The organism is Xenorhabdus anantnagensis, from assembly GCF_028598555.1.
Taxonomy (GTDB): domain Bacteria; phylum Pseudomonadota; class Gammaproteobacteria; order Enterobacterales; family Enterobacteriaceae; genus Xenorhabdus; species Xenorhabdus anantnagensis.
On record NZ_JAQRFN010000008.1, the window covers coordinates 45,159 to 65,523 of the forward strand.

General features: G+C 39.1%; 20 protein-coding genes. 10 read left to right on the plus strand and 10 right to left on the minus strand.

The annotated features are described in order from the left end of the window. Positions 1-2: 2 nt before the first annotated feature. The 5 genes from PSI14_RS08015 to trmL all read left to right on the plus strand — a co-directional run bounded on the left by PSI14_RS08015 (position 3) and on the right by trmL (position 5,129). Positions 3-875, plus strand: a complete 873-nt coding sequence (locus PSI14_RS08015) for an ATP-grasp fold amidoligase family protein (RefSeq protein ID WP_273575419.1) — start codon at positions 3-5, stop codon at positions 873-875. Positions 876-895: 20 nt separating this feature from the next. Beyond that, the gene (locus PSI14_RS08020) at positions 896-2,035 is read left to right on the plus strand and encodes a glycosyltransferase family 4 protein (protein ID WP_273575420.1); all 1,140 of its coding nucleotides are present in this window, start codon (positions 896-898) and stop codon (positions 2,033-2,035) included. A gap of 359 nt (positions 2,036-2,394) precedes the next feature. Next, entirely contained in the window at positions 2,395-3,561 is a 1,167-nt protein-coding gene (locus PSI14_RS08025) for a nucleotide sugar dehydrogenase (RefSeq protein WP_273575421.1), read from the plus strand. A gap of 29 nt (positions 3,562-3,590) precedes the next feature. Further along, entirely contained in the window at positions 3,591-4,595 is a 1,005-nt protein-coding gene (locus PSI14_RS08030; RefSeq protein ID WP_273575422.1) for an NAD-dependent epimerase, read from the plus strand. 30 nt (positions 4,596-4,625) lie between these two features. Beyond that, on the plus strand, positions 4,626-5,129 hold the full coding sequence (gene trmL / locus PSI14_RS08035; protein ID WP_273575423.1) for a tRNA (uridine(34)/cytosine(34)/5-carboxymethylaminomethyluridine(34)-2'-O)-methyltransferase TrmL: 504 nt from the start codon (positions 4,626-4,628) through the stop codon (positions 5,127-5,129). Positions 5,130-5,204: 75 nt separating this feature from the next. Here trmL and cysE read toward each other — a convergent pair whose 3' ends face one another. The 4 genes from cysE to PSI14_RS08055 form a co-directional block, all read right to left on the minus strand. Continuing rightward, positions 5,205-6,026: a serine O-acetyltransferase gene (gene cysE, locus PSI14_RS08040; protein ID WP_273575424.1), complete on the minus strand. Its 822-nt coding sequence runs from the start codon at positions 6,024-6,026 to the stop codon at positions 5,205-5,207. 19 nt (positions 6,027-6,045) lie between these two features. Further along, entirely contained in the window at positions 6,046-7,065 is a 1,020-nt protein-coding gene (gene gpsA, locus PSI14_RS08045) for an NAD(P)H-dependent glycerol-3-phosphate dehydrogenase (RefSeq protein WP_273575425.1), read from the minus strand. Next, positions 7,065-7,535 carry a protein-export chaperone SecB gene (secB, locus tag PSI14_RS08050; RefSeq protein ID WP_273575426.1) on the minus strand — a complete coding sequence of 157 codons (471 nt, stop codon included), beginning with the start codon at positions 7,533-7,535 and terminating at the stop codon, positions 7,065-7,067. Before secB ends, gpsA begins: the two co-directional genes overlap by 1 nt. Positions 7,536-7,598: 63 nt before the next feature. After that, positions 7,599-8,036 (minus strand): rhodanese-like domain-containing protein, encoded by a 438-nt coding sequence (locus PSI14_RS08055; protein ID WP_273575427.1) that lies wholly within the window; start codon positions 8,034-8,036, stop codon positions 7,599-7,601. 329 nt (positions 8,037-8,365) lie between these two features. Here PSI14_RS08055 and envC point away from each other — a divergent pair, with 329 nt between their 5' ends. Together envC and PSI14_RS08065 are read left to right on the plus strand one after the other, a co-directional pair. Then, positions 8,366-9,682, plus strand: a complete 1,317-nt coding sequence (gene envC, locus PSI14_RS08060) for a murein hydrolase activator EnvC (RefSeq protein WP_273575428.1) — start codon at positions 8,366-8,368, stop codon at positions 9,680-9,682. A gap of 28 nt (positions 9,683-9,710) precedes the next feature. Next, positions 9,711-10,787, plus strand: a complete 1,077-nt coding sequence (locus tag PSI14_RS08065) for a divergent polysaccharide deacetylase family protein (protein ID WP_273575429.1) — start codon at positions 9,711-9,713, stop codon at positions 10,785-10,787. Here PSI14_RS08065 and tdh read toward each other — a convergent pair. Both tdh and kbl read right to left on the minus strand, forming a co-directional pair. Further along, positions 10,784-11,809, minus strand: a complete 1,026-nt coding sequence (tdh, locus tag PSI14_RS08070; RefSeq protein WP_273575430.1) for an L-threonine 3-dehydrogenase — start codon at positions 11,807-11,809, stop codon at positions 10,784-10,786. The two genes, PSI14_RS08065 and tdh, sit on opposite strands and share 4 nt — an antisense overlap. Positions 11,810-11,818: 9 nt before the next feature. Then, entirely contained in the window at positions 11,819-13,015 is a 1,197-nt protein-coding gene (gene kbl / locus PSI14_RS08075) for a glycine C-acetyltransferase (protein ID WP_273575431.1), read from the minus strand. Positions 13,016-13,310: 295 nt separating this feature from the next. On the opposite strand from kbl, the gene rfaD reads away from it, so the two are divergent. From rfaD to rfaC, 3 genes are read left to right on the plus strand one after another with little or no spacing between them, the layout of a single operon-like run. Beyond that, a complete protein-coding gene (rfaD, locus tag PSI14_RS08080; protein WP_273575432.1) occupies positions 13,311-14,249 on the plus strand; it encodes an ADP-glyceromanno-heptose 6-epimerase in 939 nt (312 codons plus the stop codon). A gap of 9 nt (positions 14,250-14,258) precedes the next feature. Next, a complete protein-coding gene (rfaF, locus tag PSI14_RS08085) occupies positions 14,259-15,311 on the plus strand; it encodes an ADP-heptose--LPS heptosyltransferase RfaF (protein WP_273575433.1) in 1,053 nt (350 codons plus the stop codon). Further along, positions 15,311-16,288 carry a lipopolysaccharide heptosyltransferase RfaC gene (gene rfaC, locus PSI14_RS08090; protein WP_273575434.1) on the plus strand — a complete coding sequence of 326 codons (978 nt, stop codon included), beginning with the start codon at positions 15,311-15,313 and terminating at the stop codon, positions 16,286-16,288. Before rfaF ends, rfaC begins: the two co-directional genes overlap by 1 nt. On the opposite strand, the gene PSI14_RS08095 is transcribed toward rfaC, so the two are convergent. The 4 genes from PSI14_RS08095 to PSI14_RS08110 form a co-directional block, all read right to left on the minus strand. Next, entirely contained in the window at positions 16,268-17,155 is an 888-nt protein-coding gene (locus PSI14_RS08095; protein ID WP_273575435.1) for a GNAT family N-acetyltransferase, read from the minus strand. The genes rfaC and PSI14_RS08095 overlap by 21 nt on opposite strands. A gap of 242 nt (positions 17,156-17,397) precedes the next feature. Further along, complete coding sequence (locus PSI14_RS08100) at positions 17,398-17,691, minus strand: glycosyltransferase family 9 protein (protein WP_273575436.1); 294 nt, start codon at positions 17,689-17,691, stop codon at positions 17,398-17,400. Between the two features lie 465 nt (positions 17,692-18,156). After that, positions 18,157-19,116, minus strand: a complete 960-nt coding sequence (locus PSI14_RS08105) for a polysaccharide deacetylase family protein (RefSeq protein WP_273575437.1) — start codon at positions 19,114-19,116, stop codon at positions 18,157-18,159. A gap of 153 nt (positions 19,117-19,269) precedes the next feature. Next, positions 19,270-20,364, minus strand: a complete 1,095-nt coding sequence (locus PSI14_RS08110; protein ID WP_273575438.1) for a glycosyltransferase family 9 protein — start codon at positions 20,362-20,364, stop codon at positions 19,270-19,272. Between the last annotated feature and the right edge of the window lies 1 nt (position 20,365).

Sequence of the window (20,365 nt, forward strand, 5' to 3'; positions counted from 1 at the left end):
TTATGCCTTCCTTACAATACAAACTTTTTCATAAAATAATCTCAATTTTACCTTTAAAGGCTAGATTACAAATCTTATACTTTAGAAGATTTAAAAAGCTATGTAATTTTAATACTCCTATAACTTTTAATGAGAAAATACAATTAAGAAAAATCTGTGACAGAAATGAATTACTAACAATAGCTGCAGATAAAATTCAATCTAAAGAATTTGTTAAAAAAATATGCCCAGAATTATATATTCCTAAAAATTTATGGAGTTCAGATGACATTAATAATATTGATGAATCATTATTAAGCCACCTTCCAAAGAATTATGTTTTTAAATCCAATCATACCAGTCAAACGATAAAAATAATAAAAAACTCAGAACACCTAAATATATTAGATATGAAAAAGTTAGCGAGATCATGGCTAAAACAAGATCAAGCCGGCGCATTAGGAGAATGGGCATATAAAAATATTTCAAAATGTATTTTTATAGAGGAATATCTAAATTTTGAAGGAAAAGAACCCGATGATTATAAATTTTTCGTTTTCCATGGCAAAGTTTATTTTATACAATTAGATTCAGATCGCTTTATAGATCACAAGAGAAATATTTTTGATCCGAACTGGAATGAGCTGAATTTTGAGTATAGCCATCCAAGAAAATTTCCCATTCCAGACAAACCGGAGTACCTAAACTCAATGATATGTATTGCGGAGAAAATTGGACAACACTTTGACTTTATTCGAGTTGATCTTTATTTTTTTAAAAAACAAGTAACATTTGGTGAACTAACTGTCTATCCTGGTGCTGGATTTGAAAAATTCCCAGATAAAAAATGGGATATATTCTTCGGTAAATATTGGCATCAAAAGTATCTAAAATAAATATAGAGTTATAGATTAATATGCATACTATTGTAATTTCGGCCAATACAAGTTGGTACTTATATAATTTTAGGAAGAATACTATTATAGCTCTTATAAACGAAGGTTATAGAGTAATAGTACTGGCGCCTTATGATAACTATACTGACAAAATTATTGAATTAGGCGCTTTATTTCATAATGTTTATATAGATCAATGTGGAATAAATATTATAAATGAACTTAGAACAATAAAGGAGTTAATAATTTTTTATAGGAAAGAGGAAGTATCTCTAGTATTAAATTTCACGCCTAAAAATAATATATACAACACCATAATAGCTAGCAGCTTCAATATCAGTATAATTAATAATATCTCAGGGCTAGGTACTGCGTTTATCAGAAAAAATCTACTATCAAGAGTACTAAGATTACTGTACAAATATAGTCAAAGAAAATCTGAACTTATTTTTTTCCAAAACAAGGAAGATTTAAATCTTTTTTTGAATGAAAAAATAATTTCTAAAGAAAAAACTCAAATAATCCCAGGTTCTGGTGTTGATTTAAGTAGATTCTCTGTAAGAAACCCTACTGAGAAAAAAAGTAAAGAGCTAAGATTTCTTCTAATAGCAAGAATGCTGTACCCTAAAGGAGTAAAACATTTTGTAGAAGCGGCAAAAATCATAAAAAAACGGTATGATAATGTTAATTTTTTATTACTTGGCTTTATTGACACAAAAAATCCATTAGCCGTAAAAAAAACAGAAATAGACGAGTGGGTCAAACAAGGTTTTGTTGAATATCTCGGCACATCTGATACTGTAGAAAGAGAAATAGCTCTAGCTGACTGTATTGTTTTACCTTCATACTATAAAGAAGGAATTCCAAAATCTTTACTTGAAGCAACTGCAATGGGTAAGCCAATAATAACAACCGATAATATAGGATGCAGAGAGACTGTAATTGATAGTTATAATGGTTTTTTATGTGAGCCAAGATCAACATCAAGTTTAGTTAATGCTATAGAAAAATTCATTCGTATGTCTTATGAAGAAAGAGTCCTATTTGGTAAAAGAAGCAGAGAGAGAGCAGAAAAAGAATTCGATGAATATATTGTAATAGAAAAATATTTAACTAGCATTAGAGATGTTTTATTAGAAAATAATATCAATAAAAATTAGAACACAATCTTATAGTTCATGATTTTTTATCTAACTCCACTCGAAATAATAAGACTGATTTATAAGAGTAATTCGAGAGACATTGATTATATGGTGAAATAAAATAAGTATTTTGAAAAAAACCAAATAATATTGAAAATTAAACCAATTATTACATTATAATTTTATTGATATTTTTAGATTTTATCAATCCACTTTAACATATAAATAAACATCAAGAAAATAGTGTAAAAATCACATAATCATAGTTATTATAAATCGGAGGATATACCCTATTGTTGTAGAATACCATTATAATTAAAATGCGCTCTCTAGAATAAAAACGATTATAAGTAACTCTCTTTATCAAAAGGAACAATATGAATATTACAATTTCTGGTATTGGGTACGTTGGTTTAGCAAATGGGGTACTATTATCACAATATCATAAAGTAACTGTATTAGATATAGACGAAAACAAGGTGAACTCCATCAATGAAAATATATCTCCCATTGCAGATAAAGACATAGAATATTATATAAAAGAAAAAAAACTGAATTTAGACGCAACTTCTAATAAAAAAATTGCCTATAGTAGTGCAGATCTCATAATCATTGCCACTCCAACAGACTATGATCCAAAAACAAATTATTTCAACACAAAATCTGTAGAATCAGTTATTTCAGATGTATTAGAATACAATCCTTCAGCAACAATGGTAATCAAATCAACTATTCCTGTTGGCTTTACTAAACAAATGCGAGAAAAATATCAAACTGACAATATTATCTTTTCTCCCGAATTCTTACGTGAAGGCCGTGCTCTTTACGATAATCTATATCCATCCAGAATTGTCGTCGGTGAATGCTCAGAAAGAGCGAAAGTATTTGCTAACCTTCTTATAGAAGGTGCAATCAAACAGGATATTCCTGTTCTTTTTACCGACTCCACTGAAGCCGAAGCTATTAAACTCTTCTCTAATACCTATCTTGCTATGCGTGTAGCTTATTTTAATGAATTAGATAGCTATGCTGAAGCTAAAGGACTAGATTCACGCCAAATTATTGAAGGTGTATGCTTAGACCCACGCATTGGTAACCATTACAATAATCCATCTTTTGGTTATGGTGGTTATTGCCTACCAAAAGATACGAAACAGCTATTGGTTAATTATCAGGAAGTACCAAATAATATTATTGGTGCGATTGTAGAAGCTAATCGAACGCGTAAAGACTTTATTGCCGACTCGATCATCAGTAAAAACCCCAAAATAGTTGGTGTTTACCGTCTTATTATGAAATCAGGTTCAGATAATTTCAGAGATTCTTCAATTCAAGGAATAATGAAACGAGTCAAAGCCAAAGGTATTGAGGTGGTAATTTTTGAACCTGAGATGAAAGAAGAAAACTTCTTCAATTCCAGACTAATTCGTGATTTAAATGAATTTAAAGCTATGTCTGACGTTATTATTTCAAATCGTATGTCTGTAGACTTAAAAGACGCAGAATCAAAAGTATATTCACGTGATCTTTTTGGAAATGATTGATTTATATAAACTATAACAGTTGAATTATTATGAAATATTTAGTCACAGGTGCAGCAGGATTCATTGGTTTTCATTTAATAAAAAAATTAATAAAAAATGGTAACCATGTTATTGGAATTGACAATATCAATGATTATTATGACGTCTCTTTAAAAAAATCAAGATTAGAGGCTTTGTCTAATCTTAAGAATTTCAGATTCATATTCATGGATGTTTCTGATAGGAATTCAATTGAAGAGCTATTTAAAAATAACAAATTTGATCGTGTAATTAATTTAGCAGCTCAAGCTGGTGTACGATATTCTCTAATTAACCCTTACTCTTATTCTGATAGCAATCTATCTGGATTTTTAACTATCCTTGAAGGTTGTCGTCATAATAATATTAATCATTTAGTATACGCATCATCAAGTTCTGTTTACGGCTTAAATGATCAATTTCCATTCTCAACCGCTGACTCCGTAGATCATCCTATTTCACTATATGCCGCTACAAAGAAAGCTAACGAGTTAATGGCTCACAGCTATTCTCACTTATATGGAATACCGACTACAGGTCTCAGATTCTTTACAGTATATGGTCCATGGGGAAGACCAGACATGGCTCTATTCAAATTTACAAAAGCAATACTAAGTCATGAGCCCATAGATGTTTATAACAATGGTCAGTTAAGCCGTGATTTCACATATATAGATGATATTGTAGAAGGCATTGTCCGAATTTCTGATGTTGTACCTATTCCTGATAATTCTTGGACACCTAAAATCGGCAATCCAGCAAATAGTTCAGCACCTTATAAAATATATAATATTGGTAATGGTTCCCCGGTAAATTTAATGGATTACATTACTGCTCTAGAAAATAGTTTAGGTATTAAAGCAATTAAAAATATGCTTCCAATGCAGCCTGGCGATGTTTATTCAACATGGGCTGATACTGAAGATCTATTTAAGGTAACTGGTTATAAACCTTCCACTAATGTATCAGACGGTGTAGAGCAATTTATTCAATGGTATAAACAATATTATCTGTGAACTACTATTTCAAATCATCATTAGAACACCATGCTAAATATCGTCCTATTCGAACCAGAAATCCCGCCAAACACGGGCAACATCATCCGCCTCTGCGCCAACACAGGCTGTCAACTTCATCTCATTCAACCATTAGGTTTTACATGGGATGACAAACGCCTGCGTCGTGCAGGGTTGGATTACCACGAGTTTACCAATATCAAACAACATCACGATTACAACGCCTTTTTAGAAAATGAAGGGCTTAGTCCTGTCAATTCACAATCCCCTTCTGGCGCGCGGCTGTTTGCCTTAACTACAAAAGGCACTCCAGCGCACAGTAATGTGAGTTATTGTGATGGTGATTATCTGATGTTTGGTCCGGAAACCCGTGGTTTGCCGTTTTATGTATTAGATAACATGCCACCTGAACAGAAAATCAGAATTCCTATGCTGCCAGATAGCCGTAGCATGAACCTGTCCAATTCTGTTTCAGTGGTTGTGTTTGAAGCATGGCGGCAACTGGGTTATCCAGGTGCGTTATTGCGGGATTAAGATTAATAGGACATTCAGTGCGGATTAAGCGCTGAATGTCCTATCTATTAATGCTTATAAGAAAAGAACAGAATTTCAAATTCCATCCCCATTCTCAAATCCATTATTGATGCCATTAAAATGCTGGTTCATATCCAGCGATGGTTTCTCACTTTCCGGTTTACCAACAATCCTCGCCGGAACACCTGCCACTGTGGTATGAGGTGGGACTGATCTTAATACCACCGATCCCGCACCAATTTTTGCGCCACGACCAATCTCAATATTACCGAGGATTTTGGAACCCGCGCCAATCATCACCCCTTCACGTACTTTCGGGTGACGATCTCCGCTAGTTTTACCTGTTCCCCCAAGAGTCACAGATTGCAGAATGGAAACATCATTTTCAACAACCGCGGTTTCACCAATCACAATACCGGTTGCGTGGTCGAGCATGATGCCGCAACCAATTTTCGCGGCAGGATGGATATCAACGCCAAACGCAACCGAAATCTGGTTTTGCATATAAATTGCCAATGCTTTGCGATCTTGTTTCCATAACCAGTGTGCAATGCGATAGGCCTGTAGAGCATGGAAGCCTTTAAGGTAAAGTAATGGTGTCGAATATTTATCTACTGCCGGATCGCGCAGTCGAACAGCTTTGATATCACGTGCTGCCGATTCAATCATCTTGGGGTCACTGCGATACGCACTTTCAACGACTTCTCTGACTTCAATAGGAGGCATAATCGGTGTTGCCAGCTTATTTGCCAGCATATAACTCAGGGCACTACCAAGATTTTCATGCTTGAGTAGTGTCGCGTGAAAAAAACTGGCTAGCATGGGTTCACAATCAGCCAGAACCCTCGCCTCGTTTTTTATATTTTTCCAGACTTCGTTCAGTTCTGCTCGCGACATATCAGTGTTCCAATTTTACTTAAGAGTGAGAGCCCTCTCCCTCATCTCTTGTAGCTCTTCCCAATAATGCTTGAGCGGCTTCAATCACATTTTTATTGCAGTACAGTATCTGGTAGATCTGCTCTGTGATAGGCATTTCGACACCTACTCGCTCCGCCAAAGCTCGAACTTCTTTGGTATTACGATATCCTTCAACAACTTGCCCGATTTCACGCTGCGCCTCATCAACATCAATACCTTTTCCCAGCATCATGCCAAAACGACGGTTACGGGATTGGTTATCTGTACAGGTCAGAACTAAATCCCCTAACCCAGCCATTCCCATAAATGTGGAAGGATCAGCCCCTAATGCCACGCCGAGACGACTCATCTCCGCCAATCCCCGAGTAATCAACGCTGTGCGGGCATTAGCTCCAAATCCCATACCATCAGAGATCCCTGCGCCAATTGCAATAACATTTTTTATTGCTCCGCCGAGCTGCACTCCGATGAAATCAGGGTTTTTATATACCCGGAAACTTTTGCCGCAATGGAAAAGCTGTTGAAGCTCTTCACCAAATTCAGGTGTTGTGGCAGAGACAGCTATTGCTGTTGGTAAACCGGCTGCCAGCTCTTTTGCGAATGTCGGGCCAGAAACTACCGCCAAGGGGATTTCATTACCTAATATCTCACGGGCTACATCTTGTAATAAGCGCCCTGTTTCAGCCTCAAGCCCCTTGGTGGCCCAAACCACACGGCTCTCATGTTGTAAATGTGGCTTTATCTGTTGCAAGACATCACCGAAAACATGGCTGGGAACCACTATCAGGATATTGCGACTGGCTGAAACGGCACTTTTCAGATCAGCCTCAAGCAGTAAACTATCAGGAAAAGAAACATCCGGTAAAAATGTCTGATTACAACGCGCTTGTTGCAAGGCATTAACGTGCTCAGGGTTATGCCCCCAAAGCACAACTTCATGTCCATTACGGGCCAAAGTAATGGCTAAAGCGGTGCCGTATGAGCCGGCACCGATCACTGTCATAGAAGCAGTATTCATTAGGCTTCCTGTTCAGCCTCATTAGGCTGTGTATCAGCCTGCTGTTGCAGATAGTTCATGAACAGTGCATCAAAGTTAACTGGAGCCAAGTTCAGTTGTGGGAAAGTACCACGGCCTACCAAGCTGGTGATGCATTCACGGGCATATGGGAACAGAATGTTCGGGCAATATGCGCCTAAGCAGTGTGCCAGTTGTGTTCCTTCAATGCCATCAATGGAGAAAATACCTGCCTGCTGAACTTCGCACAGGAACGCAGTTTCTTCTCCCAGTGCCGCCGTAACGGTAACGCGCAGAACAACTTCATAAACTCCCTGAGCCAATTCACTGGAAGCAGTGTCCAGATCCAATTTGACTTCCGGTTGCCATTCCTGCTGGAAAATCTGTGGTGCTTTTGGTGCTTCGAAAGAAACATCTTTCGTGTAAATACGCTGGATTTGGAAAGCCATTTCTGTGTTGTTTTGTTCTGACATAATAATGTTTACCTTTTTCAGATGTCCTTAATCGTACAAGCATACTACTTGCATCTAAGTTCGTTATTTCTTGCCACGAGCCAATGGCAGATTTTCACCCGCCCAGCCAGCAATCCCTTCTTTCAGAGAATAAACCTGCTCAAAGCCAAAACGAACCAAATTCTCCGCCGGTGTTCTGGATTCCAGCCCATTCGCTGAAACTACGAGGACAGGCTGTTTTTTATGTTTCTCCAACTCACCTAGATTATTGTCTTTAATCTCAGATGGCGTCAGGTTAACGGAACCTATGATATGCCCTCTGCGGAAATCGTCACGGGAACGTAAATCCACAACGATAGCTTCTTCCTTGTTGATTAAGTGGATAGCCTGAGCACGGGTGATCTCTTTACTCTTGGAGAACACACCTTTTACCGTCATAACAATGACAGCCACCAGCAATGCAACCCAGACAAGGCTCAGGATCGTGTTCCGGCTAATAAATTGCATGATTTCTTGCAGCATGGGGGCAACAACTCCCGTTAGTTAATAACAAATATCTAAGGTGGAAGAGTATACCTGTGTGTTGCGTCAATTACAGCCAATTAGCACCAATCCAATGCAGATTTTGCGGAGAGTTTCGAGAAAAATTAAAAAATACACCGAGAACAACTTGATTGTAATACATGATTAAAATATTTCATGTAACACTGAGCTAAGGCAGGATCTTCGACAATAAATGAACTAAATTAACTAAAACTTATATTAATGATAAAAAACAGGCTGTTCTCTGGTCAGAGGCAATCCCTCATGAAATAATCAGGCGCTATATAGCAGCAAGGTACTCAATTAAGATGGCTGAAAATAAGGATCTAAAGAGTCGTAAGAATCGACAGAAACAATACAAACGGCAAAATAAAATCAGGGCATTACAGCTACTCTGTGCCTTGTTGATCACCTTTTTCAGCTTCATTACAAGTACTTTCGCAAATCAGATTTCAGAGAATAAAAATCAGCTCAAAGATATTCAACAAGATATTGCCGAGAAAGAGAAAAATGTAAAACAGCAGCAAAAACAACGTACTGACCTGCTTAATCAATTAAAAGAACAAGAAAGTACTATCTCAGAAGTGGGACGTTCGCTGCACACGACACAAACTCTTCTGAATAAACTAGAAAATGAAGTTTCATCGCTGAATGCCAATATCAAACGCCTGCAAACACAACAAAAGGAACAGCGTCAATTACTTGCCAACCAATTAGATGCTGTCTTTCGGCAAGGGAATCACCAAGGATTAGAACTATTGCTCAATGGGCAGGAAAGTCAGCGCAAAGAGCGTATTCTCGCGTATTACAGTTACTTGAATCAAACACGTCAGGAAACTATAGCCAAACTGCAAAAAACAACCGAAGAACTCAACCAACAAAAAAAGCAGCAACTAGAAAAACAAAGTGAACAGAAAGTAATACTGACCAGCCAAAAACAGCAAAAACAAAAGATGGAAGTTGTCCGCACCGCGCGACAGAAAACATTAACGACACTGGAATCTTCATTGAAAAAAGAGCAACAGGGCCTAACAGATCTTCGGCAGAATGAAACCAGATTGAGGGACAAGATTGCCAAAGCTGAACGGGAAGCCAAAGCGCGTGCTGAACGTGAAGCTCGTGAAGCAGCTCGCGTTCGTGCTCAAGTTGCCGCTAAACAGAAACAAGCCCAACAAAAAGGCTCCAGCTACAAACCAACAGAAGAAGAACGTGCTCTCATGGCTCGGACTGGCGGTCTTGGACGCCCTGCCGGGCAAGCAATCTGGCCAGTACGCGGTCGTGTCATCCATAGCTTCGGAGAAGCAATACAAGGTGAACTGCGCTGGAAAGGGGTTGTGATCTCTGCGGCAGAAGGTACTGAAGTAAGGGCAATCTCAGATGGACGTGTATTGCTGGCAGACTGGTTGCAGGGCTATGGTCTGGTTGTTGTGGTTGAACACGGTAAAGGCGATATGAGCATTTACGGTTACAACCAGAGTACATTGGTCAGTGTTGGGCAACAGGTTCGAGCAGGCCAACCAATAGCTCTGGTTGGGAGCAGTGGTGGACAACAACAACCCTCACTGTACTTTGAAATTCGCCGCCAAGGTCGGGCTGTTAACCCTTTACCGTGGTTAGGAAAATAGAACAAAGCAACATAGGATGAACATAATAATGCTGAAGAGGCGGTATCTATTAATAAAACGTGTTAATTCATTCACTCTTTTATCTTGGGTACTGTTATTCTTCACATCAATGCTGTTTACCTTAAACGTTCAAGCAGCACGTTTAGCCATCGTCATTGATGATGTTGGCTATCGTGTTAATGAAGAAAATAAGATATTCCAAATGCCTGTTGCTGTTTCTATCGCAATCCTACCCAATTCCCCGTACGGCAGGAAAATGGCAGAAAAGGCCTATCAACAGGGACGGGAGATTTTAATCCATCTGCCAATGGCACCATTAAGCAAACAACCTCTGGAAAAATACACACTCCATCCTGCTATGAGCCGGGAAGAAATTGCCCGTATTATTCAAGATGCGATACTGAAAGTTCCCCATGCTGTTGGTATGAATAATCATATGGGCAGTGCAATGACATCTAATCTCAGTGGCATGGAAAAGGTAATACAAGAATTATCCCATCGTCACCTCTATTTTCTGGACAGTGTGACAATCGGTAATACACAAGTTACCAAAGCAGCGATGGGAACTTCTGTTCCAGTGCTCCGCCGTAATATTTTTTTGGATAATATTCAAACTGAAGCAGAAACACAGCATCAACTTAGCCGTGCAATCGCCCTCGCCCGCAAACAAGGTTCTGCCGTTGCCATTGGACACCCACACCCAACAACCATGCGTGCCTTACAGCAAGCACTTGCTACATTACCCAGTGATATTGAGTTGGTAACACCCAGTATGTTGTTAAACTCTGCTCCGACAATCAAAAACGATAATCAAATTGTGCGTAATTGTATAAAGCCCCGTGAATCAAAGCCGATACCAGCAACTCCATTGGATTATCTCAAGATGTTAGGAAAGGCATTACCTAACAATGTTATCGTTAATACTTTAAATCGGCACATACAAAAACTGTTGAGTCATCACCGGACACAAGAAGCACCAAATGATTCAGGCAAACCAGAAGTAAAGCAAACAACGGAAAACAAAACGACAGGTAAAACAAAGCCACAACAAAAAGACGCTCAAACAGGCGCCCAAAAAACCAAAGACGCCTGTGCTAATTTTTAATCCCAATTTAAGATTACTTTGCCAGATTGCCCTGACCGCATGATATCAAAGCCGTTCTGGTAATCATCAATCGAGAATTGGTGAGTGATAATCGGGGACAAATCCAGACCGGATTGGATCAAAGCCGCCATCTTATACCAAGTTTCGAACATCTCACGCCCGTAGATACCCTTGATGAATAATCCTTTAAAGATGACTTGATTCCAATCTATCGCCATATCTGATGGAGGGATACCCAACAGAGCAATGCGTCCACCGTGATTCATGGTATTAAGCAAAGTGCGAAATGCGGGTGGTGCTCCTGACATCTCCAGACCGACATCAAAGCCTTCTGTCATTCCTAATTCTGTCATGACGTCGGTCAGGTTTTCTTTGCTGACATTCACCGCGCGGGTAACACCCATTTTGCGGGCCAGTTCTAGACGGTATTCGTTCACATCTGTAATCACAACATGACGGGCACCAACATGCTTACACACCGCTGCCGCCATAATCCCGATAGGGCCAGCACCTGATACCAGTACGTCTTCCCCCACCAGATCAAAAGACAGTGCAGTGTGTACTGCATTGCCGAATGGGTCAAAAATGGCGGCCAGCTCATCTGGTATATTGTCCGGGATTTTAAAGGCATTAAATGCAGGAATAACCAGATATTCAGCAAAAGCGCCTTCACGGTTCACACCAACACCCGTGGTATTGCGACATAAATGAGTACGCCCGCCACGGCAGTTACGACAGTGACCACAGGTGATATGGCCTTCACCGGACACGCGATCGCCAATCTTGAATCCTTTTACTTCCTGACCGATCGCAACAATTTCACCAACATATTCGTGCCCTACCACCATTGGAACAGGGATAGTTTTTTGAGACCAATCATCCCAGTTATAGATGTGAACATCCGTCCCACAAATGGCAGTTTTACGGATTTTAATCATCACATCATTGTGCCCAAGTTCTGGCGTGGGCACATCTGTCATCCAGATACCTTCTTCTGGCTTTAATTTAGATAATGCTTTCATAATGATACCTTAGGCAATGACATTCAATTGCTTGCCAATGCGTATAAATGCAGCCACCACATGTTCAATTTGTTCTTCAGTATGGGCGGCTGAGATCTGGGTTCGGATACGCGCCTGACCTTTAGGAACAACCGGATAGAAGAACCCAATGACATAAATGCCTTCTTTCAGTAGTTCTGCGGCGAATTCCTGTGCCAGTTTCGCATCTCCCAACATGACAGGGATGATGGCATGATCAGCGCCTGCCAGCGTAAAACCTGCCGCAGTCATTTTTTCACGGAACAAGTTCGCATTTTTCCAGAGACGCTCACGCAGATCGTCTCCATTTTCCAGCATGTCCAACACTTTAATCGATGCAGCGACAATGGCTGGAGCCAGTGAGTTGGAGAACAGATATGGGCGTGAACGCTGACGCAACCATTCAACAACTTCTTTACGCGCAGCGGTATAACCACCGGATGCGCCGCCCAAAGCTTTCCCTAGCGTGCCAGTGATAATGTCAATACGCCCCATGACATCACAATGTTCATGCGTGCCACGTCCCTGTTTGCCAACAAAACCAACCGCATGTGAATCATCAACCATGACCAGCGCACCAAATTCATCCGCCAAATCACAGATGGATTTCAGGTCAGCAATGACACCATCCATTGAAAATACCCCATCAGTTGCGATCAGGATATTTTGCGCACCTTCGGCTTTCGCCTTTTCCAGCTGTGCTCTTAATTCTTGCATGTCATTATTGGCATAGCGGTAACGTTTCGCTTTGCATAAACGGACACCATCAATGATGGAAGCGTGGTTCAAGGCATCAGAGATAATGGCATCTTCTGGCCCAAACAGTGTTTCAAACAGACCGCCGTTTGCATCAAAACAAGAAGAGTACAGAATGGCATCTTCCATACCCAAAAATTCAGCAATCTTATTTTCTAATTCTTTATGGGAGTCTTGTGTGCCACAAATAAAGCGAACGGATGCCATACCGAAACCGTGGCTATCCATTCCTGCTTTTGCGGCTGCGATCAGATCAGGGTGATTGGCCAAACCTAAGTAGTTATTGGCACAAAAATTAATGACTTGGTTACCTTCGGCAACAGCAATATTGGCATTCTGGGCAGAAGTGATAATGCGTTCACTTTTGAATAACCCTTCCGAGCGAGTTTGCTCCAACTGCTCATTAATTTTCTGGTAAAAAGATGCTGACATTTTTCTCTCCTGGGTACCTAATTAAGTGAAAAGCGTGATGTATTTTACTGATAGATCCTGCCAGTGACGACACAACGAGAAAGATAATATCAACTTTGTAAAGCTGATCACGGCTCAGAGTCTGGCATGCAGCAAAATTTCAGGATATTCGCCTGTTTAAGCGGCTGTCGTCAGTAGGGTTAAGTGCTATTATACGCAGCAAAGATCTACCCAATAGATATCAAGTTACAGTAAGAAGGCTGCAATTTGGAAGAATCTGGGTGCAAAATAAACAGACTATTTAGAGGTGAGCCAAATGATTATTGTCACTGGTGGCGCAGGGTTTATCGGCAGCAATATTGTCAAGGCACTGAATGACGAAGGCTATAAGGATATTCTGGTTGTTGATAACCTGAAAGACGGCACAAAGTTCGTCAATTTAGTTGATTTGGATATCACCGATTATATAGATAAGGAAGACTTCATTGCCAGCATCGTTGCCGGTGATGATTTAGGTGACATTGATGCTATTTTCCATGAAGGTGCTTGCTCATCCACAACAGAATGGGATGGTAAGTATATGATGGACAATAATTATCAGTACTCCAAAGATGTGCTGCATTATTGCCTTGATCGCCAAATCCCCTTCCTGTATGCCTCTTCTGCTGCAACTTATGGTGGTCGTAGTGATAACTTCATTGAAGAACGTCAGTATGAAAAACCTCTCAATGTTTATGGCTACTCCAAATTCCTGTTTGACCAATATGTTCGTGATATTTTGCCCCACGCAGATTCTCAAATTTGTGGCTTCCGTTATTTCAATGTTTACGGGCCGCGCGAAGGGCATAAAGGCAGCATGGCAAGTGTCGCCTATCATTTAAACAATCAGATTCATCAAGGGCAGAGTCCGAAATTATTTGCCGGCAGTGAGCATTTCCGCCGCGATTTTATCTATGTCGGTGATGTTGCTGCGGTCAATCTGTGGTTCTGGAAAAATAGTATTTCCGGCATCTTTAACTGTGGGACAGGCCGCGCTGAATCTTTTCAGGCAGTTGCAGACGCTGTAACTGAATTCCATAAAGAAGAATCCCCGATTGTGGAATACATCGATTTTCCAGAAAAATTAAAAGGTCGTTATCAGAGTTTTACTCAAGCAGATCTGACAAAACTTCGCGCAGCTGGCTATGAAAAACCGTTCAAGACGGTTGCCGAAGGTGTCGCTGAATATATGCAATGGCTAAATCAGGATAATTAATCGACTTTTATGAAGATATTGGTGATCGGCCCATCATGGGTAGGTGACATGATGATGTCACAAAGCCTCTACCGTACTTTGAAAGCTTTGTACCCCAATGCAGAAATTGATGTGATGGCACCGACATGGTGCCGTCCGCTACTGGCAAAAATGCCAGAAGTGAATCAGGCATTGGCTATGCCGCTTGGTCATGGTGCCCTTGCCTTGGGGGAGCGCCGACGCCTCGGTCTCGCATTGCGTAACAATAAATACGATCGTGCCTATGTATTGCCCAACTCATTCAAATCTGCATTGGTACCTTTCTTCGCCAATATCCCGCAGCGTACAGGCTGGCGCGGTGAAATGCGTTATGGATTGCTGAATGATATCCGGACTCTGAATAAGAGTGCTTTTCCGCTCATGGTTCAGCGCTATGTGGCTCTCGCGTATGCAGGGAAAAACATGAACAGCGCCGATGACCTCCCACAACCGCTGTTGTGGCCGAGATTAAGTGTCAATGATGAAGACATTGCAGAATCAACCTCAGCCTTCAATATTGCCGATCATCGTCCGATTATTGGCTTCTGCCCAGGTGCCGAGTTCGGCCCGGCCAAACGCTGGCCACATTATCACTATGCAGCCCTGGCTGAACAATTAATCACCGAAAAAGGCTATCAGATATTACTGTTTGGTTCCGACAAAGATCATCAAGCAAGTGAAGATATTCGCGCACTTTTAAGCGAAGATGCCCGCGAAGATTGTCTCAATTTGGCAGGAAAAACCTCACTGGAGCAGGCGGTAAATATCATTGCAGCCTGTGATGCCATCGTCACAAACGATTCAGGTTTGATGCATGTAGCAGCCGCTTTAAACCGTCCTCTGGTGGCCTTATATGGGCCAAGTAGCCCGGATTTCACTCCACCACTATCACATAAGGCCGAAGTGATCCGTCTGATTACGGGCTACCATAAAATCAGGAAAGGCGACAGCGACGAAGGCTATCATCAAAGTCTTATCGATATTCAGCCTGAAATGGTTTTATCTTCATTAGAGAAGCTGCTACAGGCGGAGAGCCAAAATTAATGCGTGTTTTACTGGTAAAAACATCTTCAATGGGGGATGTGTTACATACTCTGCCGGCATTAACTGATGCAAAAAAGCAATTTCCTGACATTCAATTTGATTGGGTGGTAGAAGAAGGATTTGCCCAGATTCCAACTTGGCACAGTGCTGTCGAAAATGTAATTCCCGTAGCTATTCGACGCTGGCGAAAAAATTGGTTCAGGAAAGATATTCGTGAAGAAAGAGCGCGATTTAGGCAACAACTGCAACAATGCCAATATGACGCAATCATTGATGCGCAAGGTCTGTTAAAAAGTGCTTTTTTGGTAACTCGGTTGGCACAAGGCCCAAAACATGGTTACGACAGAAAAAGCATCCGCGAACCTATCGCCAGTTTTTTCTACGATCATTGTCATGCCGTCAGCAAACAACAGCATGCGGTAGAACGTATTCGGGATTTATTTGCTGATAGTTTGGGCTACAAAAAACCTTCAGAGCAAGGTGATTACGCCATCGCCTGTCATTTTTTGAACCAGCAAAACGATAGCCAAAGTAACTATCTGGTTTTTCTCCACGCAACAACGCGCGATGAAAAACATTGGCCTGAACATCATTGGCGGCAGCTTATTGCAGATATCCAAGCAACTGGCATGCGCATTAAATTACCCTGGGGTGCAGAGCATGAACATCAGCGAGCATTAAGGCTGGCAGCAGGGTTTTCGCATGTTGATGTTCTGCCGAAACTGACTCTCGCTGAAGTCGCACACGTTCTTGCAGAGGCAAAAGCGGTGGTTTCAGTTGATACAGGGTTGAGCCACCTTACGGCGGCACTTGATCGACCCAATATCACGCTATTTGGGCCGACTGATCCGGGATTGATTGGTGGATATGGGAAAGAACAGCACCCTCTGAAATCGGTAGATAATACGATGCAAGGTATTACATCTTCAGAGATTATGTTGCTCTTGAGAAACATATTAAAAAAGCACTTTGCCTAGCGGTAATGTTTCACACCAACGATTTTTGTATTCAAACGTAGGATTACCCAAGGAGTAACGCATGGTTTTATCTCCCTGCTGGCACAATGCTTTTGCTTCTTGGATATTCACCCACATCAGGACACTGCCAACGCTGAGATGAGCATATTCAGAATCATAACCACCATTAATAGCATCAAAGGAAATCCATTTGGGGCTATCCGCCCACAGAACAAAATCGTAAGCACAAGGTTTGCCGTTAATCAGTAACACATTGCCAAATATATGCTCACGTAGTTCAGTATATATTTCAAGGAGATGCTTTTTTTGCTCTTCAGAATGACTGTGATTCCAACGCTTTTGATATAGATCGATATAAATATCCACCAACTCTTCTGCACGAAACTCACTTGAAGGACGGATTTCTCCTCCTGCACGCTTGAATTTATTGATCTCGTTGCTGCGATTACGACGGGTTTTGTAAGAAAAACTGTCTTTGATTAGGCAGATTTGGCGCTTACTAAAAAGAGACCTATAGCTAGCATTGATAAAATTTATTTCATGAATAGGTGATAATCTCTTTGATTTTACCGGTAAAAACAACTTAGTATCGGTTGCAATAGGGAAAACAATTTCATCATAGGATAGTGGATATTTAGTTTGTATCTCTTCAATTAACTTTTTGTTTTGGTAAGAAAAACAAGCACCTTTAATTCCAGATTCTGTTTTTTTTATATAAAAGTAAAATTGCCCATCAAGATGTTTATCCAAAAAAGATACAATATTGGGATGTGTTGATGTACATCCACCAAAAAGAGCATAAGCGTCTTTATACTGTTCGAAATTGCATTTTTTCCATCCTGAAAAAAACACTTTTATAGCTTCCATAGAAAACATCCCCAAAAAAATTCCACTTTGATAAATAAATCATTAAAAATAACGAGATAGCACTGATCAATAACATATCAATAAAATCAAGCTATCTATATAATAAACATGGACATTATAATTACCAAGCTAATAATAACTAATTTTTTATTGCATTCACTTAGAAAGTGGATCAAATCATACTTATGATAAGATTGAAACTTTATACCCCAGAAAATAGAAAAATATACTGGAATAGTTTATTAAAACTGAAATATTTTCTTTACATATTCAATAATTAATTCATCAATGTTTTTATTTTCTTGTAACCTCCCATTTTTGGCTAAAATTTGAACCGCCTCATTATAACCAGGCCCCCATAATGTTTTGTTCGACTCAATATCCTGATAGATTGCAACTAATGGCTTTTTATATGCAGCAGATATATGAACAATGGATGTATCAGGCGATATTATAAGATCAGATTGAGAGATCATATAAATAGTATGATACAATGATTCAGATTGGTATTTATACACTCCATCAAACTCAGACATATTAATAACATTCTCATGATCTAACAAAACTATTTTTATATTCTTATAAATATAATTTAACTTACCTATTATTCCTTTCAATTGACACATAGAAAATCAAGAGCATTTTTTCTTTTTTATCCCAAAGTAATTTTGCAAAAACTAACCTTATATAATATCTTATATAATATCTTATATCTTTCATAAAATAATTTCGTTTACGATTCCAAGATCTCAGTGTTGCACATTTTTTATTATTCATAAATGATCACCACTTAATTAGTTTTACTAGTATATAAGTTTTTATTAATATAAAATTTTACACTAAATCATAAAAAACAATCTTCAATATACTATATTGAGTCATTTTAATGATACTTCCACTCTTTATTCAAAGAGATATATCCTATAGTCAGTACATGCGTTCAAGGAGCATAGTTTATCTTACTGAATAACTAACCTCTCCCCGCTGAATATAGGCTTAATTCATTGTTTATATTTCAATCTATAATATTCCGCCAATGTCATCCCCTGCACCAAGGTCTTCAAAAACTCAAACAACCCTTCCAAATCTCGATAAAGCAATTCGATTTGTTCTTCATTCTGGAAAGTTGGACTTCCACCCGGCATAAATTCAGATGAATGCAGCATAAACTCAACATAATCACTGCCATTCGCTAACGTTTGCTGGGCAACAGTCTTCATCTGCTCCAAATTACCGCCTTTTGGCCTCAACCAATTAACCGATGGAGGACGCTGTTTTCCCCGCAAGTGATCATATTTTTGCTTAATAAAATTCATAAACGGTGAGTGTTTATACTGAATACTCATCGGGACTTGCAATAATGGAGAATCGCCTTCTTTAGAAATATCCTGCATATTCATAAAATAAGCATAATCAGGAAAATCGCTATAATCTGTTCCGCCATTCCCATGAGGATTACCCTTAGTCAAGTTCCAATTAACTTTTGGGGTCACCGAACAATCTACCTGATAGCCATATTCTACCAATAATTGAGCGTAATATTCGTTAAATGCCCAACGCCCAGCACGATGACTTAGCATCTTAGTCTGGAGCTTTTCTTCAAGAAGATTTGTCATCAAATCAATTTTCGCTTTAATTTGATCTTTCGGATATTCAATCAGATAAGGCTTATAATGCATATCATCATCAGTCAGAGGAACAATAGGGGGATTGTTCCAGGCATGCAAATGCATACCAATCTCACCTGTGTTTCTGGCAATCACATCCTTGGCAAACTCGATATAGCTATCATCCATTGCCATTTCGTAGTTAGTAAGCCAAACTGGCTTGAATCCAAAACGCTCACACAAGCTCTGGAACCGTGGCAAATACCACGTATTTTGGGTGGAGATTCGCTCACTATTTTGCCAAAGATTATCCCCTTCAGTATCAATTGTGATGATGAATGCAGGTTTAGTCATAAAAAGTTCACCTAACGTAGGACTAAAGATAAAATATCAGCCAATATTACCTAGTGGAAACAGACAGCGCAATTTACTTAGCTATGAGTTAATAGAGTTAGCACTTTTGATTATCTCCATTATAAAATGACTTAAATTCCTTAATCTGCATCTTTATTTTCCCAATTTATTTAAGAAAAAATTTATCTGTTCCAAAATAACATCTAATGGTATTTCACTAATTTTACTATTTTCTTTCTTTTGAACTAACTGGATAGCATTTTTATTTCCAGGTCCCCATACATGATTATTAACGAAATTCCCATGCTTATCATTGCCATATAGTGCAATCGTGTTTTTCTCATATGCAGCTGCTACATGTACAATTGATGTATCTGGTGAAATCACTAGATCAGCTTGCCTTATAATTTCTACCGCACTCAGGAAGCTACCAAACGGATTAATTATACATTCACTCAAATACGGAAGAGTATTTAGTTTATCAAGATGCCCCACCAATATAATATTAACTGATGGACGTAATTTACTAATATGAGATATTATACCTATCAATTGTTCTTTGGAAATATTTCTTCTTTCCTCAGCAGCAAAAGGATTAATAACAACAGTTATTTCTCCAGGTAAATCAGCATATAAATCAAACACTTCATCCTGAATGTTTTTAGGAACATGTATATCATACTGCATATTATAAGCATAAATTCCTATATTCTTCATAAGAATTTTGTATCGTTCAGTGATATGCGATTCATATTGAGAATACTTTAAATTCTTATTGTATATGTTTATTTTTTCTTTATTAAATCCAAAGACATTCTTAGCATTAATAAGTCGTATAAACAAGAGATAGATGACAGGTAATTGCTCTCCCATATCAATGACAAGATCATATTTTTCTTTTTTTAATTTCAAGCCAAGCTTAACTATCTCTTTAGTTTCATCAGGATAGAAGTAAAATTTATCTATATATGGATTACTTTCAATCACACAATAATTGGAATAGCCTGATAACACATGCAGCTCAAATCCATGCTGAGATAACGCTTTAAATACGGGTGTAGAGACAATCATATCGCCAATTTTATTATCATCTCTTAAAAAAAGAATTTTTTTTATATCAACAGAATAAAATTCATTCCTTTTCCATTTATCAATAAATACTTTGGCGACATTAAATCTCAGTCGTTTAAAGAAATAATTTTTCTTTCTATTTATTTCACGTAGTTTTTTAAATTTCTTATCTTCCATT

Bases quoted from the DNA above. Each gene is read 5' to 3' on its own strand.
- PSI14_RS08015 (WP_273575419.1), top strand. From the start codon at position 3: ATGCCTTCCTTACAATACAAACTTTTTCATAAAATAATCTCAATTTTA.
- PSI14_RS08020 (WP_273575420.1), top strand. From the start codon at position 896: ATGCATACTATTGTAATTTCGGCCAATACAAGTTGGTACTTATATAAT.
- PSI14_RS08025 (WP_273575421.1), top strand. From the start codon at position 2,395: ATGAATATTACAATTTCTGGTATTGGGTACGTTGGTTTAGCAAATGGG.
- PSI14_RS08030 (WP_273575422.1), top strand. From the start codon at position 3,591: ATGAAATATTTAGTCACAGGTGCAGCAGGATTCATTGGTTTTCATTTA.
- trmL (WP_273575423.1), top strand. From the start codon at position 4,626: ATGCTAAATATCGTCCTATTCGAACCAGAAATCCCGCCAAACACGGGC.
- cysE (WP_273575424.1), bottom strand. From the start codon at position 6,026: ATGTCGCGAGCAGAACTGAACGAAGTCTGGAAAAATATAAAAAACGAG.
- gpsA (WP_273575425.1), bottom strand. From the start codon at position 7,065: ATGAATACTGCTTCTATGACAGTGATCGGTGCCGGCTCATACGGCACC.
- secB (WP_273575426.1), bottom strand. From the start codon at position 7,535: ATGTCAGAACAAAACAACACAGAAATGGCTTTCCAAATCCAGCGTATT.
- PSI14_RS08055 (WP_273575427.1), bottom strand. From the start codon at position 8,036: ATGCTGCAAGAAATCATGCAATTTATTAGCCGGAACACGATCCTGAGC.
- envC (WP_273575428.1), top strand. From the start codon at position 8,366: ATGGCTGAAAATAAGGATCTAAAGAGTCGTAAGAATCGACAGAAACAA.
- PSI14_RS08065 (WP_273575429.1), top strand. From the start codon at position 9,711: ATGCTGAAGAGGCGGTATCTATTAATAAAACGTGTTAATTCATTCACT.
- tdh (WP_273575430.1), bottom strand. From the start codon at position 11,809: ATGAAAGCATTATCTAAATTAAAGCCAGAAGAAGGTATCTGGATGACA.
- kbl (WP_273575431.1), bottom strand. From the start codon at position 13,015: ATGTCAGCATCTTTTTACCAGAAAATTAATGAGCAGTTGGAGCAAACT.
- rfaD (WP_273575432.1), top strand. From the start codon at position 13,311: ATGATTATTGTCACTGGTGGCGCAGGGTTTATCGGCAGCAATATTGTC.
- rfaF (WP_273575433.1), top strand. From the start codon at position 14,259: ATGAAGATATTGGTGATCGGCCCATCATGGGTAGGTGACATGATGATG.
- rfaC (WP_273575434.1), top strand. From the start codon at position 15,311: ATGCGTGTTTTACTGGTAAAAACATCTTCAATGGGGGATGTGTTACAT.
- PSI14_RS08095 (WP_273575435.1), bottom strand. From the start codon at position 17,155: ATGGAAGCTATAAAAGTGTTTTTTTCAGGATGGAAAAAATGCAATTTC.
- PSI14_RS08100 (WP_273575436.1), bottom strand. From the start codon at position 17,691: ATGTCTGAGTTTGATGGAGTGTATAAATACCAATCTGAATCATTGTAT.
- PSI14_RS08105 (WP_273575437.1), bottom strand. From the start codon at position 19,116: ATGACTAAACCTGCATTCATCATCACAATTGATACTGAAGGGGATAAT.
- PSI14_RS08110 (WP_273575438.1), bottom strand. From the start codon at position 20,364: ATGGAAGATAAGAAATTTAAAAAACTACGTGAAATAAATAGAAAGAAA.